This window comes from Streptomyces violaceusniger Tu 4113, assembly GCF_000147815.2.
Classification (GTDB): Bacteria; Actinomycetota; Actinomycetes; order Streptomycetales; family Streptomycetaceae; genus Streptomyces; species Streptomyces violaceusniger_A.
The window spans coordinates 7,582,509-7,606,529 of the sequence record NC_015957.1 but is presented as its reverse complement, the minus strand read 5'-3'; the positions used below and the strand labels follow the sequence as shown (position 1 = coordinate 7,606,529).

Here is a 24,021-nt window from a genome sequence, read left to right as displayed (position 1 = left end):
GTGGCCCCGAGGGCGGTCAGGACCGTGGGGGAGGGGCCGTGGAGCCCCGGGGGATCAGCTCGACGGGCAGCACGGTGTCCCGGGGCGTCTCGCCGTCCATGAGCGTCATCAGAGCCCGCATACCGGCCGCCCCCACCGCCTCCGCCGGGAGCCGCACCGTGGTCAGCTCCGGTTCCACCGCCGTGGCCAGCGCCAGATCGTCGAAGCCGGTCACCGAGATGTCGTCCGGGATTCGCAGCCCCAGCCGCCGGGCCGCTTTGCAGGCGCCCGCGGCCAGGATGTCGTCGTCGCAGACGAGCGCGGTCGGCCGGGGCCCGGGGCGGGCCAGGACGCGTTCGGCGGCCCGGCGGCCCCCTTCGACGGTCAGCCCCGCCGGTTCGATGCCCAACGAGGTGCCGGGGACCTCGTCCATCGCCTCCGCCAGGGCCCGGGCGCGGACCTGGAAGGTCCAGGAGCCCACCGCCGCCGCGAGATGGGCCACCCGGCGGTGCCCGAGCGCCAGCAGATGCCCCGCCGCCTGCCGCGCCCCGTCCGCGATGTCGAGGTTGACGGTGGCCGCCGCGGCCGCGTCATCCGGATCGCTGTCGAGCATCACCAGCGGCAGCCCGCCGCCGCGCACCACGGCCAGCGCGTCGGCCGCCATGGAGGAGGCGATCACCCCGTCGAGCGAGGCCCGCGCCGAGTCGAACGGGTCCCGGGCCGGGCCCACGCCCTCGGGGGACGGATAGAGCACCACCCCGAAGCCGTGGTCGGCGGCGACCCGCTCGGCGCCGGTGTAGACGCGGGCGAAGAACTCGGTCGTCAGGGCGGGCACCACCATGAGCACGGTCCTGGTGCGGCCCAGACGGAGGCTGCGGGCCGCGAGGTTGGGGCGGTAGCCGAGATCGCGCGCGGCGACCCGTACGGCCTCCACGGTGCGCTCTGAGACCCGTCCGGGCCACTTCTCGCCGAGCACCAGGGACACGGTCGCCTGGGACACGCCCGCCAGCCGCGCCACATCCCGGCTCGTCGCCCGTCCCGCGCCCGGCCGCCCCGCGGCCGCCGCGCCGCCCGGGCCCGCGGCAGCCCCGGCCCCTGGGCCCGCGGTCGCCCCGCTCCCTGGGCCCGCGGTCGCCCCGCTCCCTGGGCCCGCGGTCGCCCCGCTCCCTGGGCCCGCGGTCGCCCCGCTCCCTGGGCCCGCGGTCGCCCCGCTCCCTGGGCCCGCGGTCGTCCCGCTCCCTGGGCCCGCGGTCGTCCCGCTCCCTGGGCTCGCGGTCGTCCCGCTCCCTGGGCTCGCGGTCGTCCCGCTCCCTGGGCTCGCGGTCGTCCCGCTCCCTGGGCTCGCGGTCGTCCCGCTCCCTGGGCTCGCGGTCGTCCCGCTCCCTGGGCTCGCGGTCGTCCCGCTCCCTGGGCTCGCGGTCGTCCCGCTCCCTGGGCTCGCGGTCGCCCCGCTCCCTGGGCTCGCGGTCGCCCCGCTCCCTGGGCTCGCGGTCGCCCCGCTCCCTGGGCCCGCGGTCGCCCCGCTCCCTGGGCCCGCGGTCGCCCCGCTCCCTGGGCCCGCGGTCGCCCCGCTCCCTGGGCCCGCGGTCGCCCCGCTCCCTGGGCCCGCGGTCGCCCCGCTCCCTGGGCTCGCGGTCGCCCCGCTCCCTAGGCCCGCGGCCGCCGTGTCCGCCGGGCGAGCGGCCGTCCCGCCGCCGCCCGGGCTCTCGCGCCGCGCGGACTCACCCGTCCGGCCGGTTCCCCGGGAACCTTTCCCGGCGGCCCCGTCCGCCGCGTGGGCGCGGTCCGCGCTCGCCACCATCGCCTCCGCTCCCTCCGCAGCCGTGCGTCCCGCCGCCGGCTGCTCATTTCGGCCCGCGAGTGGACCCGCGGTGGCGGCCATGGTACGTATGACGCTGGCAGTTATACGTACAACTTCACACACGACCCGCGACGCACTCGCGACGCATTCGCGACAACCCGCAGGAATCCGCAGGACCTGAAGCAGGACCTGAAGCGGACCTGGCAAGGAAGGGGCAGACAATGGCGGCTGGCTACGGGGAACTGCTGCGCACCCCGCACGCGGCACGGCTGCTCATCGGCACACTGCTGGGACGGCTCCCGAACGCCACCGCCGCCCTCGCCGTGCTGCTCTTCTCCCGTGCCGAGGGCGGCAGCTACGCCCTCGCCGGGGGCCTGTCGGCCGTCTACGGCGTGGCCAACGCGGTGGGCCAGCCGCTGCTGGGCCGGGCCGTGGACCGCTTCGGCCAGACCTGGGTGATGCTCCCCGCCGCCGTGGCCTCCGCGCTCGGGATGGTCCTGTTCGCCGTCGTCGGGCTCGACCCGCTGCCCGTGGCGTACGCCGCGATGCTGATCGCCGGGCTGTTCACCCCGCCGCTGGAGGGCGGGCTGCGGGCGCTGTGGCCCGCGGTGCTGCGGCGCGAGGACCAGGTGCACGCGGCGTACGCGCTGGACGCCGTGGCCCAGGAGGTGATGTTCGCCGTCGGCCCGCTGCTGGTCACCCTGAGCGTGGCCGTGTGGTCCGAGGCGGCCGCGCTGCTGGTCATCAACGCCATCGGGGTCGCGGGCGCGCTCTGGGTCGTGGTCTCGCGGCCGTCGCGGCAGTGGCGCTCGGCGCCGCGCGAGGCGCACTGGCTGGGCGCGCTGCGCTCGCCCGGGCTGCTGGTGCTGCTCGGGTCGTTCTTCTTCATCGGGCTCGCCCTCGGCGCGATCGCGGTGGCCGCGGTGGCGTACGCCGACGAGCACGGCGGCGGCGTGGTCTCCAGCGCGCTGCTCTCCGCCCTCGGCGTGGGCGCGCTGGCCGGCGGCATCGTCTACGGCGGCCGCACCTGGCCCGGCGCGCCCGAACGGCGGCTGCGGCTGCTGGTGGCCGCGCTGGCGCTCGGCTATCTGCCGCTCATGCTGGTGCCGGGCGTCGTCATGATGACCGTCCTCGCCGGGGTGGCGGGGGTGTTCCTGGCTCCGGCGCTGGCCTGCGCGTTCGTCGTCGTGGACCGTCACGCGCCCACCGGCACGGTCACCGAGGCGTTCTCCTGGCTGGTGACCACGTTCGTGGTGGGCAACGCGGTCGGCACCGCCGTGGCGGGGCCCACGGTCCAGCTCGGCGGAGTGGCCCCCGGATTCGCGGTGCCCGCGGCCGGTGGAGTGGCCGCGCTGGCGGTGCTGCTGGCCGCCCAGCGGTTCCTCCTGGACGGGCCACGCCCCGTCGTCCGGCCGACCGTTCACCCAACACCGGATGAACCCCGCGCGGAAAATGATCGCAACCGTGCCGTCGAACCCGGTTTCAGAGCACGCCATCAGGCGTAATGTTCAGGCATGGACCGCCGCATTTTCGGGCTGGAGAACGAGTACGGCGTCACGTGCACATTCAGGGGACAGCGCCGGTTGTCTCCTGACGAAGTGGCGCGCTACCTCTTCCGCCGTGTCGTCTCCTGGGGCCGCAGCAGCAATGTCTTCCTGCGCAACGGCGCCCGCCTCTATCTCGACGTGGGCTCGCACCCGGAATACGCAACCCCCGAGTGTGACAACGTGACCGAGCTGGTCACCCACGACAAGGCAGGCGAGCGCATTCTCGAGGGTCTGCTCGTGGACGCGGAGCGTCGCCTGCACGAGGAGGGAATCGCGGGCGACGTCTATCTCTTCAAGAACAACACCGACTCCGCGGGCAACTCCTACGGCTGCCACGAGAACTATCTGGTGGCACGGCACGGCGAGTTCTCCCGGCTCGCCGACATTCTCATCCCGTTCCTGGTGACACGGCAGCTTCTGTGCGGTGCGGGCAAGGTGCTCCAGACCCCGCGTGGCGCCGTCTACTGCGTCAGCCAGCGCGCCGAGCACATCTGGGAGGGCGTCAGCTCCGCGACGACCCGCTCCCGGCCGATCATCAACACCCGCGACGAACCCCACGCCGACGCCGAGCGCTACCGCCGGCTGCATGTCATCGTGGGCGACTCCAACATGTCCGAGACCACCATGCTGCTCAAGGTCGGCGCCACCGATCTGGTGCTCCGCATGATCGAGGCGGGCACCGTGATGCGTGACCTGACCCTGGAGAACCCCATCCGGGCCATCCGCGAGGTCAGCCATGACATCACCGGGCAGCGCAAGGTGCGGCTCGCCAGCGGGCGCGAGGCGTCCGCCCTGGAAGTGCAGCAGGAGTACTACGAGAAGGCCGTCGACTTCTGCGAGCGCCGCGGCATCCGCACCGGCATGGTCGAGCGCGTCCTCGAGCTGTGGGGCCGCACCCTGGACGCGATCCGCACGGAGGAGCTCGACCGGATCGGCACCGAGATCGACTGGGTGATGAAGTACAAGCTCATCGAGCGGTACCGAGCCAAGAACAACATCACCATGTCCCATCCGCGGATCGCCCAGATAGACCTCGCCTACCACGACATCCACCGCCGCCGCGGCCTCTACTACCTGCTGGAGAAGCGGGGTCAGGCGGCCCGGGTCTGCAACGACTTGAAAATCTTCGAGGGCAAGTCGGTGCCACCGCAGACCACCCGCGCCCGGCTGCGCGGCGACTTCATCCGCCGGGCCCAGGAGCAGCGCCGCGACTTCACCGTCGACTGGGTACACCTGAAGCTCAATGACCAGGCACAGCGCACCGTGCTGTGCAAGGACCCGTTCCGTTCGGTCGACGACCGGGTGGAGAAACTCATCGCCGGTATGTGACCGGCGTACGGCTTACCTTGCCCTCGGGCCCCGTGCGTTCTCCGGACGGGGCCCGAGCCACGTCGTAGAGTGGCGCGCATTGGCCATCGCAAGATCTACTTAACGAGGACTCCGTGCGCCGACGCTCCGTACTCCTTGCCGTGCCCGCGGGCCTGCTGACACTCGCGGGCTGTGGTGACGACAAATCAGGGTCCGACAAGACCAAGCCGTCACAGGAGCCGACGAGCCAGAGCCCCTCACCGGCCCCCAGCGGCAAGATCGTTTCCGGACCGGTGCCGCCCATTACCGCCGGTAAGAAGTTCGGTGAGAAGCCGAAGGTCGCCAAGGGTACGGGTAAGCCGCCGCACGATCTCGCGGTCAAGACGATCAGCCAGGGGGACGGCAGGAAGACGGTCAAGGGCGATTGGGTCCAGATCAACTACCTGGCGCAGATCTGGGACACCGGTAAGGTCATCGACAACACCTTCGACAAGAAGAAGACCGCCGCCTTCCCGATCGGCAAGGGCCAGGTCCTCCCGGGCTGGGACCAGGGCCTGCTGGGCCGGAACCTCGGCAGCCGGCTGGAGCTGGCCGTCCCGCCCGCGTACGCCTACGGCAAGCAGGGCCAGCCGCAGGCCGGTATCAAGGGAACCGACACGCTGGTCTTCGTCATCGACCTCGTGAATGCCTTCAACGCCAAGAGCTCGGCCAAGGGCCGCAAGGTGGAGCAGACCAATCCCGACCTGCCCAAGGTGTCCACCAACACCGACGGCAAGGCGCCCACCATCACCATCCCCAAGAAGTCCGCGCCGAAGAAGCTGGTCTCCGAATACGTCATCGAGGGTGACGGCCAGGAGGTCAAGAAGACCGACGCGCTGCTCGTCCAGTACAAGGGCGTGCTGTGGGACGGCGGCAAGGAGTTCGACTCCACCTACAAGCGCGGTGAGCTGGCCCAGTTCTCGCTGCAGCAGGTCGTCAAGGGCTGGTCGCAGGGGCTCACCGGCAAGAAGGTCGGCAGCCGGGTGCTGGTCGTCGTGCCCCCGGACCTGGGCTACGGCAAGGCGGCCCAGAAGGGCATCCCCGCCAACTCCACGCTGGTGTTCTCCGTGGACATCCTGACAGTTCTGTAGCCTGTGCGGGTTGCCCACAACGTCACAAGGAGCAATTTCGTGAGCATCGAGAAGCCCGAGGTCGACTTCCCGGGCGGCGAGCCGCCGGCCGAGCTGGAGATCAAGGAGATCTGGGAGGGCGACGGGCCCGCGGCCAAGGCCGGCGACAACATCGCCGTGCACTATGTGGGCGTCTCCTTCAGCACAGGTGAGGAGTTCGACGCGAGCTACAACCGCGGCACCCCGCTGCGGATCCAGCTCGGCGTCGGCCAGGTCATCTCCGGCTGGGACCAGGGACTCCAGGGGATGAAGGTCGGCGGACGCCGGCAGCTCATCGTCCCGCCGCACCTCGGTTACGGCGACCGGGGCGCCGGCGGCGGCCGGATCAAGCCGGGCGAGACACTGATCTTCGTCTGCGATCTGGTCTCCGTCTGAGACGGCGGTCCATCGCGCCGAGGGCTCCTGCCAATGGGCAGGGGTCCTCGGCTTTTGCCGCGCGTCCCGGTAGCGGTACGGTCACGTGCGTAAGGTCACGAAGAAAGGGCGTCGATGGCGATTGCCAAGGCCGAGCGGCTGATGAATCTGGCCCTGTGCCTGCTGGGAACGCGGCGTCCGCTGACCAAACGGGAGTTGCGGGGCTCCATAGAGGCGTACCTCCAGACCGACGCGGCGAACGATGAAGCGTTCAACCGCATGTTCGAGCGCGACAAGGACGACCTGCGCGAACTCGGCCTGATCATCGAGACGGTGGAGGGCCTCGACGGCGAGATCGGCTATCTCGCCCGCCGGGACAGCAACCGCCTCCCGCCGATCACCCTCGACGCCGAGGAGGCCGCCGCGCTCGGCCTCGCCGCCAAGGTCTGGCAGCAGGCCCGGCTCGCGGGCGCCGCCAGCGGCGCACTGCAGAAGCTGCGCGCCGCCGGGATGCCGGTCGCCGAGGATCCGTACGACACCCCGGGGCACAGCGCGCTGGAGCCGCGCATCCCGGTCCATGAGGCCGCCTTCGAGCCGCTGATGCTCGCCTGCCGCGACCGCCGCCCCGTGCTCTTCGACTACCGCAAGTCGAACGCCGCGCGCCCCGAGCAGCGGCAGGTCGAGCCCTGGACCCTGGAGTCCTGGCGCGGCCACTGGTATCTCGCCGGATGGGACCGCGAGCGCGCCGCCGAGCGGGTCTTCCGGCTCTCCCGGATCACCGGCCGGGTCCGGCTGCGGTCCGACGCGTTCACCGCCGAGGTGCCCGACCACGTCACCGTCCGGGAGACCGTGGAGACCTGGGCGGGCGAGACCGCCACCGGCACCGCCCGGATCAGGCTGCGCTCGGGCCACGGCTATCCGCTGCGGGCGAAGGCGCTGTCCGCCCAGGCGGCCGGCGACGGCTGGGACGAGCTGGAGATTCCCTACGGGCACGGCCTGGACGCCTGGCTCGTGGAGTTCGGCCCGGACGTGGTCGTACTGGGGCCCGACGAACTGCGGGCGGATGTCGTGGACCGGCTGCGCGCGGTAGCCAAGGGTTGAGGGGACGGATCACTTCATCATGGCCGGAAACGCCATTGACCAGACCCGGCGGATGCTCTCCCTGGTGACATATCTGCGCGAGCGCCCCGGCGCCCGCGTCGCCGATGTCGCCCGGGCCTTCGGCATCAGCGAGGACGAGCTGATCGGCGACCTCGATGTGCTGCCGCTGTGCGGCACCAGCTTCCGCGGCGGCGACCTGCTGGACATCGACACCGACGGGGAGCGGATCTGGTGGCACAACCCCGACGATGTCGCCGAGCCGCTGCGGCTGGCGGCCGACGAGGCCACCGCGCTGCTGGTCGCCGCCCGCGCCGTCGCCACCCTCCCCGGGCTGCGCGAGGGCGACCGGGAGGCGCTGCTGCGGGCCACCGCCAAGCTGGAGGCCGCGGCGGGCGAGGTGGCGGGCGCCAGCTCCCGGCTCTCGGTGATCTTCGAGTCGGAGGGCGGCGTCTTCGCCGACGTCGACCGTGCCATCTCCGAGCGCCGCAGGCTGTGGCTGCGCTACTACTCGCCCGCGCGCGACGAGATCACCGAGCGCGAAGTCGACCCGATCCGGCTCTTCGCCGTCGGCCGCACGTACATGGAGGCGTGGTGCCGCCTCTCCGAGGCGCGGCGGACCTTCCGGCTCGACCGGGTCGTCGAGATCAAGCTGCTCGACGAGGCGTCCGATCCGCCGCCCATCGAGCTGCGCGATCTGTCGGACCTGTCCTCCGCGCTGGTGCAGACCGGTGCCGAGGACCCCGAGGTGGTCGTCGAGACCGGCCCCGGCGGGCGCTGGGTCGCCGAGTACTACCCGCACGACAGCGCGGAGGAGCTGCCCGACGGCGGCCTCCGGATCACCCTGCGCGCGCCCGAGCCCGGCTCGCTGCGGCGCCTGGCGCTGCGGCTGGGCAGGGACGGCTGGATCGTCTCGCCGCAGGGCCTCGCGGACAGTGCCCGGGACGCGGCGCGGCAGGCGCTCGCGGCGTACGGTGAGTGAAGGGACGCACACAGTGACCGCACGGGGGAGTGCCGCTTCGGTTGTCTTCAAGGCAGCCTGTCCTGAGTGCCGGGGCCGGTTCGAGCTGGCCGCGGGCGCGTTGCGGCTGGCCATCGGGGCCAGCGACCGCACCACCTTCTACTCCTTCACCTGCCCCGACTGCGGAACCATGGTGCGCAAACCGGCGGGGGAGCGGATCGTGGAGCTGCTCACCGGTGGCGGGGTGCGCACGCTGCGGCTGCACTCCACCGTCTAGGCTCTGCCGCATGCTCTGGCCGATGCTCGCCCTCGCCCTCGCCTTCTGCGGAATCGCCGTACTCGCCGTGCTCTCGGCGCGGGTCTACGCGGAGGTCCGCGGGCTGGCCCGGCAGGTGTCGGACAGCTCGCAGCGGATCACCCGGGCCGCCGAGGACCTGGAGCGGGCCTCGGCTCCGCTGGGGTCAACGGTGGACGCTCTGCGTCGCGAGTGAGAGCTCGCCCCGCTCCAGGAGTGGGGCCCGCAGGTGATGGGCGCTCTGCTGCGCCGCAGCCAAGCGGGGTACGCTGAGATTTCGCGGCCCTGGTAGCGAGGCGGAGGGTCGCAACCCGGAGTCCGCACGGGGATTGCCTCCGGTTTACCCCTGCGCGCTACGATCGCAGACAGCACGGCTGCCGGACACCTGTCCGACCGGTCGGGCAGCCCCACCCCCAGCCGCCTCGGTGAGAAGGAAGACGCTTATGCTGTTCGGAAAGATCGGCGTTCCCGAGATTCTCCTCATCCTTGTCGTCGTGCTGCTGCTGTTCGGTGCCAAGAAGCTTCCGGACATGGCCCGCTCGCTGGGCAAGTCGGCCCGGATCCTCAAGAGCGAGGCGAAGGCCATGAAGGCGGATGGTCAGCAGCAGCAGACCACGCCGGCCGACCCGCCCCAGCCCGGCCAGGACGAGTCCACCCACCGTACGATCCAGGCCGCGCCCGGAGACGTGACCAGCTCGCGTCCGGTGTCGGAGCCGAGCGACACCACCAAGCGCTGACCCAGGGCCACTTGAAGGCGGCATTGGAAGGCCGCCACCGGACGCACGAGATGAGGACGTGGGTTGCTCAAGTCTGCCCGCACGAAGGAGAAGGACCCCGAGGGGCGGATGCCCCTGGCTGAGCACCTGCGTGAGCTGCGCAACCGGTTGCTCAAGTCGGTCCTGGCGATCTGCGTGGTCACGATCGTCGCGATGTTCTTCTACATGGACATCGCCAAATTCCTGATGCAGCCGGTGCTGGACGCCGTCGGCTGTGGCGGGGTCTCGCTGTCCGATCTCTCGGGCCAGGGGAGTAAGGGGCACGACTGCGCCTACTTCACCGTGAACGGTCTGCTGTCGCCGTTCACGATCATGCTGAAGGTCTCCTTCACGACCGGGCTGGTGGTCGCCACCCCGATCTGGCTCTACCAGCTCTGGGCCTTCCTCGCGCCCGGGCTGCACCGCAACGAGAAGAAGTACGGCCTGTTCTTCGTCGGGCTCGGCGTACCGCTCTTCGTCGCCGGCGCGTACTTCGCGTACATGATCCTTCCGACCAGCGCCAAGGTCCTTATCGGCTTCACCCCGGAGGGGGCCAACAACCTCCTTCCGCTGGACGACTTCCTCGATCTGCTGTCCCGGATGGTCCTCGTCTTCGGGCTCGCCTTCGAGCTTCCGCTGCTGCTGATCCTGCTGAACTTCACCGGCATCCTCACCGGACGACGGATGCTCGGCTGGTGGCGCGCCATGATCATGGGCATCACGGTCTTCGGCGCCATCGCCACCCCCAGCACCGACCCGATCGGCATGTTCGCCCTGGCCGGGCCGGTCACCGTGCTCTACTTCGGTGCCGTCGGTGTCGCCCTGGCCAACGACCGGCGCAAGGCGCGCCGCCGGGCCGCCGACCCGGACTTCGGCCTGAGCGACGACGAGGCGTCCGAGCTGGATCTGACCCCCGAGGCCGTCGCCGCGCCCAGCGCCAGGCCGGAGCTCACCGACGGGGACGACTCCGGCGGCACCCCCCGGCGCAACGGCTACGACGACGTCACCTAGCCGTCCGTAGCCGCTCCTGGCACGGGCGGGGCAGCCGTCCACGGCCCCGTCCCGGCCGGGCGCGCCGAACAAAGCCCCGGCCGGCCGAACAAAGCCCGATAAAGATCGCGTGCGCTGTCGGAGGTGGCCGGTAGGCTCGTAGATACGATGACCGACGAGCTATCTCCCGCCGAGCGCTATGCGGCGTCCCGCGCCCGGGCCGCCGAGCAGGCCACCGCGCTGGCCCCCTTCCGCGAGATGTACGACTTCGAGCTGGATCCCTTCCAGATCGAGGCGTGCAAGGCCCTGGAGTCCGGCAAGGGCGTGCTGGTCGCCGCCCCCACCGGCTCGGGCAAGACCATCGTGGGCGAGTTCGCCGTCCACCTGGCGCTGACCCAGGGCCGCAAGTGCTTCTACACCACGCCCATCAAGGCGCTGTCCAATCAGAAGTACGCCGACCTGGTGAAGCGCTACGGCGCCGACAAGGTCGGTCTGCTCACCGGGGACAACAGCGTCAATTCCGACGCCCCGGTGGTCGTGATGACCACCGAGGTGCTGCGGAACATGCTCTATGCCGGCTCCCAGGCGCTGCTCGGCCTCGGCCATGTGGTGATGGACGAGGTCCACTACCTGTCCGACCGGTTCCGCGGCGCCGTCTGGGAGGAGGTCATCATCCACCTCCCCGAGTCGGTGACGCTGGTGTCACTCTCCGCGACGGTTTCCAATGCCGAGGAGTTCGGCGACTGGCTCGACACCGTCCGCGGTGACACCGAGGTCATCGTCTCCGAGCACCGCCCCGTGCCGCTGTGGCAGCACGTCCTGGCCGGGCGCCGGATGTACGACCTGTTCGAGGAGAAGAGCGGCCAGGACGGCGACCAGAGCGGGCGCCGCGAGGTCAACCCGGATCTCGTCCGGCTGGCCCGGATGGAGAGCAGCCGCCCCACCTTCGGCCGCGACAAGCGCCGCGGGCGCAATATGCGCGAGGCCGACCGGGAGCGCGAGCGCCGTCAGCGCAGCCGGATCTGGACCCCGGGCCGGGCCGAGGTGATCGACCGGCTCGACTCCGAGGGGCTGCTCCCCGCCATCACCTTCATCTTCAGCCGGGCCGGCTGCCAGGCCGCCGTCCAGCAGTGCCTCCACGCGGGGCTGCGGCTCAACGACGAGGCGGCGCGTGCCCGGGTGCGGGCCCTCGTCGAGGAGCGCACCGCCGGGATCCCCGACGAAGACCTCCATGTGCTGGGGTACTTCGAATGGCTGGAGGGGCTGGAGCGCGGCATCGCGGCCCACCACGCCGGAATGCTCCCCACCTTCAAGGAAGTTGTCGAGGAGCTCTTCGTCCGCGGCCTGGTCAAGGCCGTCTTCGCCACCGAGACGCTCGCGCTCGGCATCAACATGCCCGCCCGTTCCGTGGTGTTGGAGAAGCTCGTCAAGTGGAACGGCGAGCAGCACGCGGACATCACTCCCGGTGAGTACACCCAGTTGACCGGCCGGGCCGGGCGGCGCGGTATCGATGTCGAGGGCCATGCGGTGGTGCTGTGGCAGCGCACCATGGACCCCGCGGCGCTCGCCGGGCTGGCCGGCACCCGGACGTATCCGCTGCGCTCCTCCTTCAGGCCGTCGTACAACATGGCGGTCAACCTCGTCTCCCAGTTCGGGCGGCACCGCTCGCGCGAGCTGCTGGAGACCTCCTTCGCGCAGTTCCAGGCCGACAAGGCGGTCGTCGGCATCTCCCGTCAGGTGCAGCGCAACGAGGAGGGGCTGGAGGGCTATCGCGCCTCCATGACCTGCCATCTCGGCGACTTCGACGAGTACGCGCGGCTGCGCCGCGAGCTCAAGGACCGCGAGACCGAGCTGGCCAAGGAGGGCGCGGCCCAGCGGCGCGCGGCCGCCGCGGTCGCCCTGGAGAAGCTCCGGCCCGGCGATGTCATCCATGTGCCCACCGGCAAGTTCGCCGGGCTCGCGCTGGTGCTCGACCCGGGGCTGCCCGCCGGGCGGGTGGGCGGCCACCGCGGCATGGAGTACCACGACGGGCCGCGGCCCCTGGTGCTCACCGCCGAGCGGCAGGTCAAGCGGCTGGCGTCGATCGACTTCCCCGTCCCGGTCGAGCCGCTGGACCGGATGCGGATCCCCAAGTCGTTCAATCCGCGCAGCCCGCAGTCCCGCCGCGATCTGGCGTCCGCGCTGCGCACCAAGGCCGGTCACCACGATGTGGGGCGCCGCCGTAAGGAGCGCTCGGCCGCCGCCGACGACACCGAGATCGCCCGGCTGCGCGCGGCCATCCGCGCCCACCCCTGCCACGGCTGCAGCGACCGCGAGGACCACGCCCGCTGGGGGGAGCGCTACCAGCGGTTGCTGCGCGACACCCGGCAGCTCGAGCGGCGCATCGAGGGCCGTACGAACACCATCGCCCGCACCTTCGACCGGATCTGCTCCCTGCTGAGCGAGCTCGGCTATCTGCGCGACGACGAGGTCACGGACGTGGGGAAGCGGCTGGCGCGGCTGTACGGCGAGCTGGACCTGCTGGCCAGCGAATGCCTGCGCGAGGGCGTCTGGGAGGGGCTGCCCCCCGCCGAGCTCGCGGCCTGCGCCTCCGCGCTCGTCTACGAGGCGCGGACGGCCGATGACGCGCTGCCGCCCAAACTGCCCCCGGGCCGGGCCAAGGACGCGCTGGGCGAGATGGTCCGCATATGGGGGCGGCTGGACGCTCTCGAGGAGGAGCACAAGATCAACCAGGCGGAGGGCGTCGGTCAGCGCGAGCCGGACCTGGGCTTCGCCTGGGCCGCCTACCGCTGGGCGTCCGGCCATGGGCTGGATGAGGTGCTGCGGGAAATCGACATGCCGGCCGGTGACTTCGTGCGCTGGACCAAGCAACTGATCGATGTGCTCGGCCAGATCGCCGCGGCGGCCCCGGAGGGCACGGTGGCGCGGAACGCCCGCCGCGCGGTCGACGGGCTGCTGCGCGGGGTCGTGGCGTACTCCTCGGTCGGCTGAGCCTGTGGCTCACTTCGGTGGGCTCAGGCCGGGTCGTAGGTGAAGGGGAGGGTGTTGCTGTTGCCCGCGGGGGTGTGGAGCTGGACATTGACCGTTCCGGCCGCGTGGGCCGGCGTCGTCGCCACGGCCAGGGCGTCCGAGAGCACGCTGAAGGAGGCCGGGGTTCCCCCGAAGGTCACGGAGTCGGTGTACGTGAGGTTGGAGCCGTTGATCGTCACGGAGTCGCCGCCCAACTCCGAGCCCTGGTTCGGGACAAGCGTAGTGATGACCGGAGCGCCGAGGTAGGTGTAGTAGGGGCTCCCGGGGCCCAGAGTGCTGGTGCCGCCCGGTGTGGTCACGGTGACCACGACCGTGCCGGTTCCTGCGGGAGCGGTCACCGTCAGCTGATTGTCGGAGATCACAGTGAGGCCGGTGGCGAGGTTGGGGCCGAAGTGGACAGCACTGGCCAGGGCCAGGTTGCTGCCGGTGATGGTGACGGTGTTACCGCCGGTGTCCGAACCGAACTGTGGGCTCACACCGATGACGACCGGGGCGGCGACATAGACGTACGGCACCGGATTGCTGGTGCCCCCCGCCGTGGTGACGGTCACATTCACCACGGACGGTGGCCCCGCCGGTGCGGTGGCGGTGATCTGGGTGGGGGTGTTGGTGAGGATGGTGGCGGGAGTGGCGCCGAAGAGCACCTGGATGGCCCCTGAGAGACCGGTCCCGGTGATGGTGACGGTGTTGCCGCCGGAGGTGGGTCCTGAGGTGGGGTTGAGGGTGGTGATGGTGGGTGCGGGGGTTGTGGCGTAGGTGTAGGTGAGGGGGTTGCTGGTGCCGGCTGGGGTGGTGACGGTGACGTTGGTGGTGCCGGTGCCTGCGGGGGCGGTGGCGGTGATTTGGGTGGGGGTGTTGGTGAGGATGGTGGCGGGGGTGGCACCGAAGAGGACTTGGGTGGCCCCGGTGAGGTTGGTGCCGGTGATGGTGACGGTGTTGCCGCCGGAGGTGGGCCCCGAGGCCGGACTGAGCGCGGTGAGCACCGGAGCCGCGACCGTCGCGTAGAGGAAGAACACGTTCTGGTTGCTGGTCCCCGTCGGTCCCGTGACCGTCACCTTCACGGTGCCGCTTCCCGCGGGTGTTCTGGCCGTGATCTCCGTATTGCTCACAACGACCACATTGGTGGCCAGGTTGGAGCCGAACCTGACCACGGTGGCGCCGATGAAACCGGAACCGTTGATCGTGACGGGGGTGCCCCCCGATGGATTGCCCTGAGAGGGAGTCACGCTGGTCACTACGGGAGCCATGCTGCTCGTTCTCCTTCTTGTGCCGTGAGGACGACCGCGCCCTGGCCGGCGGCTGTCGGCCAGGGCGCGGGGGATCGGCGCTCAGCGTGTGCCATGCGGCGTTGATCCGTGCGGGGACCGTGCGGGGCGTCGTTCCTGCCCGGCCACGGTCGGTGGATCAGGCGACGGTGAAAGTGGCGGGGCCGGACGTACCACCACATGTGGTGACCGTGAAGGCTCCGGCGCCCGCGGCCGCCGCGGCGGGCACCGCGGTGACGATGGAGGTGGCGTCGATGGGCGTGAAGGGCAGGCCCGCGAAGACGGTGGCCGCCGAGTCGGTGAACGTCACGTCGGTGATGCCGACGAGACAGGTGGCGCCGGAGATGGTGGTCTCGGTCCCCGCCGGGCCCGTGGCGGGGGTCAGTGTGGCGGCGGCCAGACTCGGCGCGTTGTAGTAGTCGATCAGGGTGACGCCCGCGGAGCCGCTGCCGCCGGCCGTGGTGACCGTGACCTGCTGGGTGTCGAAGCAGCCGGCCGGGGTGTGAGCCGGGGCGGTGACGGTGACCTGGGTGTTGTTGCCGCCGGCGGCGAACGCGACTGGGGTGAGGGCGCCCACGTTGACGGTGCCCCCGGACGCGAAGCCGGAGCCGAAGACTGTGAGCGCACCACCGGCGGCCGGCAGACATGTCTCGCCCAGGCCCGTGGTCGTCGGCCTCACGATGACGAAGAACGGCACCGCATTGGTCTTGGTTCCGTTCGACAGGTTGGTGCTGACCGAGACCTGACCCGAGCACGGCGCGGAGGAGGGAACCACGAAGGTGACCAGGGTGTTGGAGACCGATGCCGGGCTGACGACAGCGCCGCCGAAGTTCACCGAGACAGTGGTGCCCAGCGACGTGCCGTTGATGCTGACGGTGGTGCCGATCGTGCCCTGGCTGGGGGTGAGGGAAGTGATGGGCATGAGCGTGCTCCTCTTCGATCGTCTTGCTCTGGTGTGTGGGTGTGCCGGGAGCGGGAGGGATGGGCAACGCGGCCGTTGACCGCACCGGGTTCCGCCGTACAGAGGGGTGGGAGGGAGATGGACCCCACGGGCCCGGGACGCCACGGCCTTCAGCGGAGACGGCATCACCGGTGATGGCGACTTGAGAGTGACTCGTGCCTGGGTGCCGGCCGCAGCAGGGCGAGTCCTGAAGAGAACTGGTCGGCGCCGAGATCTACTGCGGTGCCGGAACTCTCGCTCGATGTGAGTGAACCAAAAGAGTGATAGGTGCGGAAGGTACGAAAAAGGCGTGTGCGGAGCTCATGTGACCATATGTCAAGGCGCCACGGTCATCTTCTGTGAGCCGGAGTGCGCTCTCCGCCGCCGGATAGACGCCGGTACTTCGCCGTGCCCGCTGAGGCCGGAACACGCAACGGCCCCGGCCGGATGCTCCCGGCCGGGGCCTGATGGTCGTACGCGTCGCGTCCGCTACGCCGCGGCCTCCTCGGGCCCCGACTTCTCCTGCTCCGCCTCGACCTGCTGGTTCCACTCCCGCTTCGAGGCCTGCCAGCCGTCCTCGTCATGGCCGCGCCGCCAGTAGCCGGAGATGGACAGCCACTCGCGCGGGATCTGGTGCCCGAGGCGCAGATGGCGGCGGATCTCCTTCACGAAGCCCGCCTCGCCGTGGACGAAGGCGTGCACCTGCCCGGGCGGGAACTCCAGCCCCCGGACGGCCGCCACCAGCGCCTCGCCGACCGGTGCGGCGCCCCGGTGTAGCCAGCTCACCCGGGCCCCCTCGGGCACGGTGAGCTTGAGCTGCTCCGCCTCGTCCGCCACCTCGATGAACGCGTGCACCGGCACCTCGGCCGCGCCGCCCGCCCGGCTGTCGGTGAGCCGCTCCAGCGCGGCGGCGATCGCGGGCAGCGCGCTCTCGTCCCCCACGAGCAGATGCCAGTCGGCCTCGGCGCCCGGGGCGTAGGCGCCGCCCGGCCCCATGAAGTGGATCTCTTCGCCCGGCTGGACCCGGGAGGCCCACGGCCCGGCCAGCCCCTCGTCGCCATGGGTCACGAAGTCCACCGTCAGCTCCCGGGCCGCCGGATCCCAGGCCCGGACCGTGTACGTCCGGGTGACCGGCCACTGCTCGCGCGGGAAGTCGGCGCGGATCCGCTCCAGGTCGAACGGCTCGGGGTAGGTGGCGCCCCCGGTCGGGAAGAGCAGCTTGATGTAGTGATCGGTCCACTCGCCCACGTGGAAGTCGGCGAGGCCGTCGCCGCCCAGGACGACCCGCACCATGTGCGGAGTCAGCCGGTCGGTGCGCACCACCTGTGCGCGATGCGGCGTGCGCGTCTTACGGGCCGGACGGTCCGCCATGGCACCTCCCTGATCAACTAGAGTTAGGTTTACCTAACCTAACAGCTCACCCCTCGAGAGTGGACAGCAATCTGCGCAAAGATCCGCCCAATCCCCACCGTTCCGCCAGCGCCTCCACGGCTCCGGGGTCGCGCGGTGACCGCGGCAGCGCCGGATCGAAGGCCGGCAGCGCCACATCCGAGGCGACCCGCACCACCTTCGGGGCGACCTCTATATACGGCCGCGCCTCATCCAGCCGCTTGCGCTGGGTCGGGGTCAGTTTGGCGGTGGGGTCGTCCACAGCGGCCATGATCCCGGCCAGGTCGCCATGGGCGGCCAGCAGCTTGGCGGCGGTCTTCTCGCCGACGCCGGGCACCCCCGGCAGCCCGTCGCTGGGGTCGCCGCGCAGCAGCGCCAGATCCACGTACCCCCGGCCGTCGACCCCGTACTTCTCGCGTACGTAGGACTCGTCGACCAGTTGCAGCGTGCCCACACCCTTGACGGGGTAGAGGACCCGCACCCCGCGCTCGTCGTCCACCAACTGGAACAGATCCCGGTCGCCGGTGACGATGTCGACCGGGCCGCTCGCCCGGCCCGTGAGCGTGCCGATCACATCGTCGGCCTCGTAGTCCGCGGCGCCCACCCGGGCGATGCCGATCGCGTCGAGCACCTCGTCGATCACCGGGACCTGCGGGGAGAGGGTGTCCGGCACCTCCTCCTGGTCCACCCCGGCGCCCTCCTGGTCCACCCCGGCGCCCTCCGGGGCCTCCTCGGCGACCCGGTGGGCCTTGTACGTGGAGATCAGCGCGACCCGCCAGGCCGGCCGCCAGTCGAAGTCCATGCAGGCCACCAGGTCGTCCGGGCGGTGATCCTGGACGAGTCGGGCGATGAAGTCGAGGAGCCCGCGCACGGCGTTCACCGGGGTGCCGTCGGGGGCCCGGACCGAATCCGGCACCCCGAAATAGGCCCGGAAGTAGAGGGAGGCGGTGTCGAGGAGCATCAGGCGTCGCGTCACCCCCCGATCATGCACTACCCGTCGGACAGAACTCCTGGGATAATGTGAGCTGGATCACTGTTTGGTTTACGCCAACCCGATCAGGGCAGGCGCGCCCCCGGAGCGAACCCGTTCAGTACTTCAACTATTGCGGCGGTCCGCGGTCCGATGCCGTGCCGCTCCACGACCCGCCGGCGGGGGTGGCGGGTCGTTTTTTGGTGCGATCTGAGAGGTACATGTGGCCACATTGCGAGCCGAACGCCTGTACAAGGTGTTCGGCAGACGACCCGATGAGGCGGTGGCGCAGCTCGAGAGCGGCGCGGACCGTGAAGAGCTCCGCGCGAGCGGGACGACAGCAGCGGTCATCGATGCCTCCTTCACCGTCGAGGAGGGTCAGATCTTCGTCGTCATGGGTCTGTCCGGATCCGGTAAGTCCACGCTGCTGCGCATGCTGAACGGGCTGCTGGAGCCGACCGCGGGACGCGTGCTCTTCGACGACGACGACCTGACCGTGCTCAGCCCCAAGGACCTGCGCGAGGTGCGGTCCCGCAAGATCAGCATGGTCTTCCAGCACTTCGCCCTCTTCCCGCACCGCAGCGTGCTGGAGAACGCCGCCTACGGCCTCGAGGTGCAGGGTGTGCCGCGCGAGGAGCGCATCCGGCGGGCCACCGAGGCGCTGGAGATGGTGGGCCTGGCCGGCTGGGAGAAGTCCTGGCCCGATGAGCTCTCCGGCGGTATGCAGCAGCGCGTCGGGCTCGCCCGCGCCCTGGCCACCGACGCCGACATGCTGCTGATGGACGAGTCCTTCAGCGCGCTCGACCCGCTGATCCGGCGCGATATGCAGGACCAGCTCCTCCAGCTGCAGAAGCGGCTCAAGAAGACCATCGTCTTCATCACCCACGACCTGAACGAGGCCATGCGGCTCGGCGACCGTATCGCCGTGATGCGCGACGGCCAGATCGTCCAGATCGGCACCGCCGAGGACATCCTGGTCACCCCGGCCAACGACTACGTCGCCTCCTTCACCCAGGACGTCGACCGCAGCCGGGTGCTCACCGCCGGCGCGATCATGGCCGAACCGAGCGAGGCGCTGGGCAGCAAGACCGACGACGGCACCACGCTCCGCACCGAGCAGGACGTGCTGGCGGCCGCCCCCGCCACCGTCCCCGAGAGCACGCCGATCATCGAGCTGTTCCGGCCCTGCTCGCTGAGCGGGGTCGCGGTCGCCGTCACCGACGACGACGGCGCGCTCGTCGGCGTCGTCACCCGCGCCCGGCTGCTCGCCGTCCTCGGCGAGCCGGACGCCGGACCCGACGGCGCGCGGCCGCCGGCCGGTGACACCCCGGACGCGCCCCAGGCCGTCAAGAAGGTGATCACCGGTGCCTAGGCTTCAGCTCGGCGACTGGATCAACTCCGGCGTCAACTGGCTCCGAGACAATCTGAGCTGGCTCTTCGATTTCATCTCCAGCGTCGTCCAGGGCATGTACGACGGGCTGAACACCGTGCTCAGCGGCCCCGAGCCGCTGCTGTTCGCGGGCATCCTGGCGCTGCTCGCCTGGTGGCTGCGCGGGCTGCTGCCCGCCGTGCTCGCCTTCCTGGGATTCGCCCTCATCGACTCGATCGAGTTGTGGGGCGAGGCGATGAACACCCTCGCACTGGTGCTGGTCGCCGGTGTGATCACCATCGTGTTCGCGGTGCCGCTGGGCATCTGGGCCTCGCGCAACCGCGCGGTGAGCGCCGTGATCCGCCCGGTGCTGGACTTCATGCAGACGATGCCCGCCTTCGTCTACCTGATCCCCGGCATCTTCTTCTTCGGCCTCGGGGTGGTCCCCGGCGTCGTCGCCACCGTCATCTTCTCGATGCCCCCGGGCGTCCGCATGACGGAACTGGGCATCCGGCAGGTGGATGCGGAGCTGGTCGAGGCGGCAGACGCCTTCGGCACCCATCCGCGCCGCACTCTCCTGCGCGTCCAGTTCCCGCTGGCCCTGCCCACCATCATGGCGGGCGTCAACCAGGTGATCATGCTGGCGCTGTCCATGGTCGTCATCGCCGGCATGGTCGGCGCCGAGGGCCTGGGCTCCACCGTCTTCCAGGCGATCAGCTCCGTCGACGTCGCCATGGGCTTCGAGGGCGGTATCGCGGTCGTCATCCTGGCCATGTACCTGGACCGGATGACCAGCGCGCTCAACCAGCGCGTCTCCCCGCTGGCCCGCCGTGCGCTGGCCAAGGAGAAGGCCAAGGCGCTCAGCGGCCTCAAGGTGCTGCACTGGCGCCCCGCGACCTCCGTCGCCATGGTCGGCGTCGTCGTCCTGGCCCTCGTCGCCGGTGGCATGAGCATGTTCGGCGGCGACGACAAGGGACCCGAGGTTTCTGCCAACGTCGGCAAGGGCCAGTCGGTCAACATCGGCTACATCAACTGGGACGAGGGCGTCGCCTCCACCTTCTTGTGGAAGGAGCTCCTGGAGCAGCGCGGCTTCAAGCCCAAGGTCCAGTCGTACGACGTCGGAGCGCTGTACACCGGTATGGCAGCGGGCAACATCGACTTCGAGACGGACTCCTGGCTGCCCACCACCCACGCCTCGTACTGGGCGAAGTACAAGGACAAGCTGGAGAACCTCGGCTCCTGGTACGGCCCCACCTCCCTGGAGGTCGCGGTGCCCTCGTACGTCAAGGGCGTCAAGACCCTGGAGGACCTGGAGAAGAAGTCCGGCACCTTCAAGAAGAAGATCGTCGGCATCGAGCCCGGTGCCGGTGAGATGAAGCTGATGCAGGACAAGGTCATGCCGGGCTACGGCCTGAACAAGAACTTCTCCCTCGTCAAGGGCTCCACCGCGGCCATGCTCTCCCAGCTCGACCGCTCCTACGCCAAGAAGGAGCCGATCGCGGTCACCTTGTGGTCCCCGCACTGGGCGTACAACAAGTACGACCTCATCAAGCTGAAGGACACCAAGGGCGCCTTCGGCAAGGGCGACCGCATCGACTCCCTGGCGCGCAAGGGCTTCTCCAAGGACAACCCGCAGGTCGCCAAGTGGATGAAGGACTTCAAGCTGGACGAGAAGCAGCTCACCAGCCTGGAGGCGGCGATCCAGGACGCCGGTAAGGGCAAGGAGCAGGAGGGCGTGCGCGCCTGGCTCAAGAAGAACCCCAGCCTGGTCAACAAGCTGGCCCCGGTGCCCGGCGGCGAGCAGAAGGGCAAGGACGCCGGAGCCGCGCCGAAGATCGGCTACTTCCCGTGGGACGAGGACATCGCCACCACCTACCTGTGGAAGAACGTCCTCGAGCGGCGTGGCTACAAGCCGTCGATCAAGCAGTACGACGTCGGCTCCATGTTCACCGGAATGAGCACCGGACAGGTCGATGTCGAGTTCGACGGCTGGCTACCGGTCGCCCAGAAACAGTACTGGGACAGATACAAGAAGAACCTGGTCGACGTCGGGTCGTGGTACGACAAGACCTCCCTGGAGATCGCCGTGCCGTCCTACGTCAAGGACGTGAAGTCGCTCGCCGACCTCAAGGGGAAGGCCAGCACCTTCGGCGGCAAGATCATCGGTATCGAGCCCGGGACCGGCGAGATGAAGCTCCTGAAGGGCAATGTGCTCAAGGAGTACGGTCTGGACAAGGAGTACAAGGTCAGTGACGGCTCCTCGCCGGCGATGCTGGCCGAGCTGGAGCGCTCGTACGCCAAGAAGGAGCCGGTGGCCGTCGTTCTGTGGTCCCCGCACTGGGCGTACAGCAAGTACAAGCTCACCAAGCTGGCCGACCCGAAGAAGGCGTTCGGGGCCAGCAACCAGCTCCACACGCTCGCCAACAAGTCCTTCCCGAAGAAGTTCCCCGAGTTCAACGGGTGGCTGAAGAAGTGGCACATGACCGAGAAGGAACTCGGAAGCCTGGAGGCGGCCATCCAGGACGCCGGTAAGGGCAACGAGGAGGAGGGCGCCCAGAAGTGGATGGACGCCCATCCCGGCATCGTCGACAAGATGGCGCCGGTGGCTCCCTGACCTGCCACCAGGTGGTCTGCTGACCCACCGCAGGCACCACGCACACACCGCGGCCCGGAGCACCCGCTCCGGGCCGCGGTGTTGTGGTCTGCGGTCCTCGGGGCGGAGAAAACCGGATGACGGCCGAGGAACCGGCCCCTACTGTCGTATCCGTGAACGCACCTCCCGGTGCGAAGACGACGGTTACTTCGGTCGATTTGGGTTCGATTCCTGAAACACCCCGCTGACGCGGGGTGGGAAACGTACCGTCGTCGACTCTGATCTCGGGAGGCGCGCGCATGGCATCGGAGCGCCTGGTGCGCGGGCCGCGGTTACTTCCTTTCCCAGAACAGTCCGCCGCCCACTTTCGACCTCAGGCGCTGCCGACGCACCGGTGCGCCGCCTCCCTCCTATGCCCACTCGGGGGAGAGGCATGACCGCATGACGAAGTTCAACCGCGCCATCCGGCGCGCCACGGCCACGACGGCCAGCACGGCCACGACGGCCACCACGGCCACGACGACCACCACGACCACCTATGAGGGCGGCGCCGCCGTCACCCGCGACAGCAAGTCCGAGCTGGTGCTGCTGGCCGTGGTGAACATGGTCGGCGAGCAGACCTTCTACGAGTCCTCCGGCGACCGCGACGACCGCTTCCGCACCCTCGTCCGCGCCGTCGCCGTCGAGGACGCCGACTGGACCGCGCGGTTCATCACCTGGCTGCGCGGCGAGGCCCAGATGCGCACCGCGTCGCTGGTCGCCGCCGCCGAGGCCGTCGCGGCACGTCTCGCGGCCGGGCTGCACGGCGGCAACCGCCGCATCGTCGACGCCGCGTGTCTGCGCGCCGACGAGCCCGGTGAGTTCCTCGCCCACTGGACCGCCCAGCACGGCCGCGCCCTGCCCAAGCCGGTCAAGCGCGGCCTCGCCGACGCCGCCCGCCGCCTCTACACCGAGCGCTCGCTGCTCAAGCACGACACCGAAAGCCACGGCTTCCGCTTCGCCGACGTCCTGGAGCTGGTGCACGCCGCCCCTGATCCCGAAAAGCCGTGGCAGAGCGAGCTGTTCCGGCACGCCATCGACCGCCGCCACCACCGGGACGCCGCGCCCCCGGTCTCGCTGCGCGCCCTGCGCGCCCGCGCCCGGCTGACCGCCCTGCCGCAGTGGGAGCGCCGCGCCGTGCTGGAGCGGCCGGACGCCGCCGAAGCGCTCCGCACCGCCGGGATGACCTGGGAGGCGCTCGCGGGCTGGCTGCAGGGGCCGATGGACGCCGTGGCCTGGCAGGCCGTGCTGCCCTCGATGGGCTACATGGCGCTGCTGCGCAATCTGCGCAACCTCGACGAGGCCGGGCTGCCGGACGCGGTCGCCGAGCGGATCGCGGCACGGCTGGCCGACCCGGCGGAGGTGGCCCGCTCCCGTCAGTTCCCGTATCGCTTCCTGTCCGCGTACCGGGCCGCGCCGTCCCTGCGCTGGGGCCACGCCCTGGACCGGGCGCTGACCGCGGCCACGGCGGCCGTCCCGGCGCTGCCGGGCCGCACCCTCGTGCTCGTGGACACCTCCGGCTCCATGCAGGCGCCGGTCTCGGGCCGCTCCCAGGTGCGCCATGTGGACATCGGCGCGCTCTTCGGGGTCGCGCTCGCGCACCGCGGCTGCCAGGTGGACCTGGTCGGCTTCGCCTCCGGGCACTTCGGCCACCGGCTGACCCCGGGTGGTTCGGTGCTCCGCGACATCGAGGGATTCTGCGCGCGGATCGGCGAGGTCGGGCATGGCACCGAGACGGGGGCGGCGCTGCGGGCTGCCTACCGCGGCCACGACCGGGTGGTGATCGTCTCGGATATGCAGGCGTTCGCCCCTGCGCGCGGCGGCCGGTCCGCACCGGTCTCGGAGGCCGTCCCGGCGCGGGTGCCGGTGTTCGGCGTCAACACCACCGGCTACGCGGCCACGTCCATCGACACCGGCCGGCCGAACCGGTACGAGATCGGCGGCTTCAGCGACAAGCTGTTCACGATGGTCGGGCTGCTGTCGGCGGGCGACCGGGGCAGTGGCGGCGACCGGGGTGGCAGCGGCGACCGCGGTGGCCGGGCCGCCTGGCCGTGGGAGGCGCTGGGGGAGGCGGTGTAGGTGCGGACCTTACGGCTCGTGCGGGGGCGGTATGGATGCGGCGTGGACCGTACGGCTCGTGCGGGGGCCGTACGGGTATGTGGCGGGGCC

19 protein-coding genes are annotated in these 24,021 nt (G+C 70.7%); 14 read left to right on the top strand and 5 right to left on the bottom strand.

Going from position 1 to position 24,021, the window contains the following annotated elements; genetic code table 11:
- Window positions 1-16 precede the first annotated feature (16 nt).
- The gene (locus tag STRVI_RS30945) at window positions 17-997 is read right to left on the bottom strand and encodes a LacI family DNA-binding transcriptional regulator (RefSeq protein WP_014059508.1); all 981 of its coding nucleotides are present in this window, start codon (window positions 995-997) and stop codon (window positions 17-19) included.
- Between the two features lie 1,004 nt (window positions 998-2,001).
- Between STRVI_RS30945 and STRVI_RS30940 the strand changes: the two genes are divergently transcribed.
- From STRVI_RS30940 to STRVI_RS30890, 11 genes are all read left to right on the top strand, one after another.
- Window positions 2,002-3,285 (top strand): MFS transporter, encoded by a 1,284-nt coding sequence (locus tag STRVI_RS30940; RefSeq protein WP_014059507.1) that lies wholly within the window; start codon window positions 2,002-2,004, stop codon window positions 3,283-3,285.
- A 9-nt stretch (window positions 3,286-3,294) separates the two neighbouring features.
- Window positions 3,295-4,656 (top strand): Pup--protein ligase, encoded by a 1,362-nt coding sequence (pafA, locus tag STRVI_RS30935; protein ID WP_014059506.1) that lies wholly within the window; start codon window positions 3,295-3,297, stop codon window positions 4,654-4,656.
- Between the two features lie 113 nt (window positions 4,657-4,769).
- Window positions 4,770-5,765, top strand: coding sequence for an FKBP-type peptidyl-prolyl cis-trans isomerase (locus tag STRVI_RS30930; RefSeq protein ID WP_014059505.1), 996 nt, complete (start codon window positions 4,770-4,772; stop codon window positions 5,763-5,765).
- A 39-nt stretch (window positions 5,766-5,804) separates the two neighbouring features.
- Entirely contained in the window at window positions 5,805-6,179 is a 375-nt protein-coding gene (locus STRVI_RS30925; RefSeq protein ID WP_014059504.1) for an FKBP-type peptidyl-prolyl cis-trans isomerase, read from the top strand.
- A gap of 114 nt (window positions 6,180-6,293) precedes the next feature.
- Entirely contained in the window at window positions 6,294-7,259 is a 966-nt protein-coding gene (locus STRVI_RS30920; protein ID WP_014059503.1) for a helix-turn-helix transcriptional regulator, read from the top strand.
- Between the two features lie 19 nt (window positions 7,260-7,278).
- Complete coding sequence (locus STRVI_RS30915) at window positions 7,279-8,238, top strand: helix-turn-helix transcriptional regulator (RefSeq protein ID WP_014059502.1); 960 nt, start codon at window positions 7,279-7,281, stop codon at window positions 8,236-8,238.
- Between the two features lie 13 nt (window positions 8,239-8,251).
- Window positions 8,252-8,494, top strand: a complete 243-nt coding sequence (locus tag STRVI_RS30910; RefSeq protein WP_014059501.1) for a hypothetical protein — start codon at window positions 8,252-8,254, stop codon at window positions 8,492-8,494.
- A gap of 10 nt (window positions 8,495-8,504) precedes the next feature.
- A complete protein-coding gene (locus tag STRVI_RS30905) occupies window positions 8,505-8,708 on the top strand; it encodes a hypothetical protein (RefSeq protein ID WP_014059500.1) in 204 nt (67 codons plus the stop codon).
- Window positions 8,709-8,958: 250 nt separating this feature from the next.
- Entirely contained in the window at window positions 8,959-9,249 is a 291-nt protein-coding gene (tatA, locus tag STRVI_RS30900; RefSeq protein WP_043240378.1) for a Sec-independent protein translocase subunit TatA, read from the top strand.
- A gap of 63 nt (window positions 9,250-9,312) precedes the next feature.
- Window positions 9,313-10,278 (top strand): twin-arginine translocase subunit TatC, encoded by a 966-nt coding sequence (gene tatC, locus STRVI_RS30895; RefSeq protein ID WP_014059498.1) that lies wholly within the window; start codon window positions 9,313-9,315, stop codon window positions 10,276-10,278.
- A 147-nt stretch (window positions 10,279-10,425) separates the two neighbouring features.
- Window positions 10,426-13,248, top strand: a complete 2,823-nt coding sequence (locus STRVI_RS30890) for a DEAD/DEAH box helicase (RefSeq protein WP_014059497.1) — start codon at window positions 10,426-10,428, stop codon at window positions 13,246-13,248.
- 23 nt (window positions 13,249-13,271) lie between these two features.
- Here STRVI_RS30890 and STRVI_RS30885 read toward each other — a convergent pair whose 3' ends face one another.
- From STRVI_RS30885 to STRVI_RS30870, 4 genes are all read right to left on the bottom strand, one after another.
- The gene (locus tag STRVI_RS30885; protein ID WP_014059496.1) at window positions 13,272-14,534 is read right to left on the bottom strand and encodes an IPT/TIG domain-containing protein; all 1,263 of its coding nucleotides are present in this window, start codon (window positions 14,532-14,534) and stop codon (window positions 13,272-13,274) included.
- A 157-nt stretch (window positions 14,535-14,691) separates the two neighbouring features.
- Window positions 14,692-15,474, bottom strand: coding sequence for an IPT/TIG domain-containing protein (locus STRVI_RS30880; protein WP_043236817.1), 783 nt, complete (start codon window positions 15,472-15,474; stop codon window positions 14,692-14,694).
- Between the two features lie 507 nt (window positions 15,475-15,981).
- The gene (locus STRVI_RS30875; protein WP_014059495.1) at window positions 15,982-16,863 is read right to left on the bottom strand and encodes a siderophore-interacting protein; all 882 of its coding nucleotides are present in this window, start codon (window positions 16,861-16,863) and stop codon (window positions 15,982-15,984) included.
- 46 nt (window positions 16,864-16,909) lie between these two features.
- Window positions 16,910-17,857, bottom strand: coding sequence for a 5'-3' exonuclease (locus tag STRVI_RS30870; RefSeq protein ID WP_043236814.1), 948 nt, complete (start codon window positions 17,855-17,857; stop codon window positions 16,910-16,912).
- Window positions 17,858-18,074: 217 nt separating this feature from the next.
- Between STRVI_RS30870 and STRVI_RS30865 the strand changes: the two genes are divergently transcribed.
- From STRVI_RS30865 to STRVI_RS30855, 3 genes are all read left to right on the top strand, one after another.
- Window positions 18,075-19,223 carry a quaternary amine ABC transporter ATP-binding protein gene (locus STRVI_RS30865; protein ID WP_014059493.1) on the top strand — a complete coding sequence of 383 codons (1,149 nt, stop codon included), beginning with the start codon at window positions 18,075-18,077 and terminating at the stop codon, window positions 19,221-19,223.
- Entirely contained in the window at window positions 19,216-21,834 is a 2,619-nt protein-coding gene (locus tag STRVI_RS30860; protein WP_014059492.1) for an ABC transporter permease/substrate binding protein, read from the top strand. The genes STRVI_RS30865 and STRVI_RS30860 overlap by 8 nt, the downstream gene beginning before the upstream one ends.
- 420 nt (window positions 21,835-22,254) lie before the next feature.
- Window positions 22,255-23,931 (top strand): TROVE domain-containing protein, encoded by a 1,677-nt coding sequence (locus STRVI_RS30855; RefSeq protein ID WP_014059491.1) that lies wholly within the window; start codon window positions 22,255-22,257, stop codon window positions 23,929-23,931.
- The last annotated feature ends 90 nt before the right edge of the window (window positions 23,932-24,021 follow it).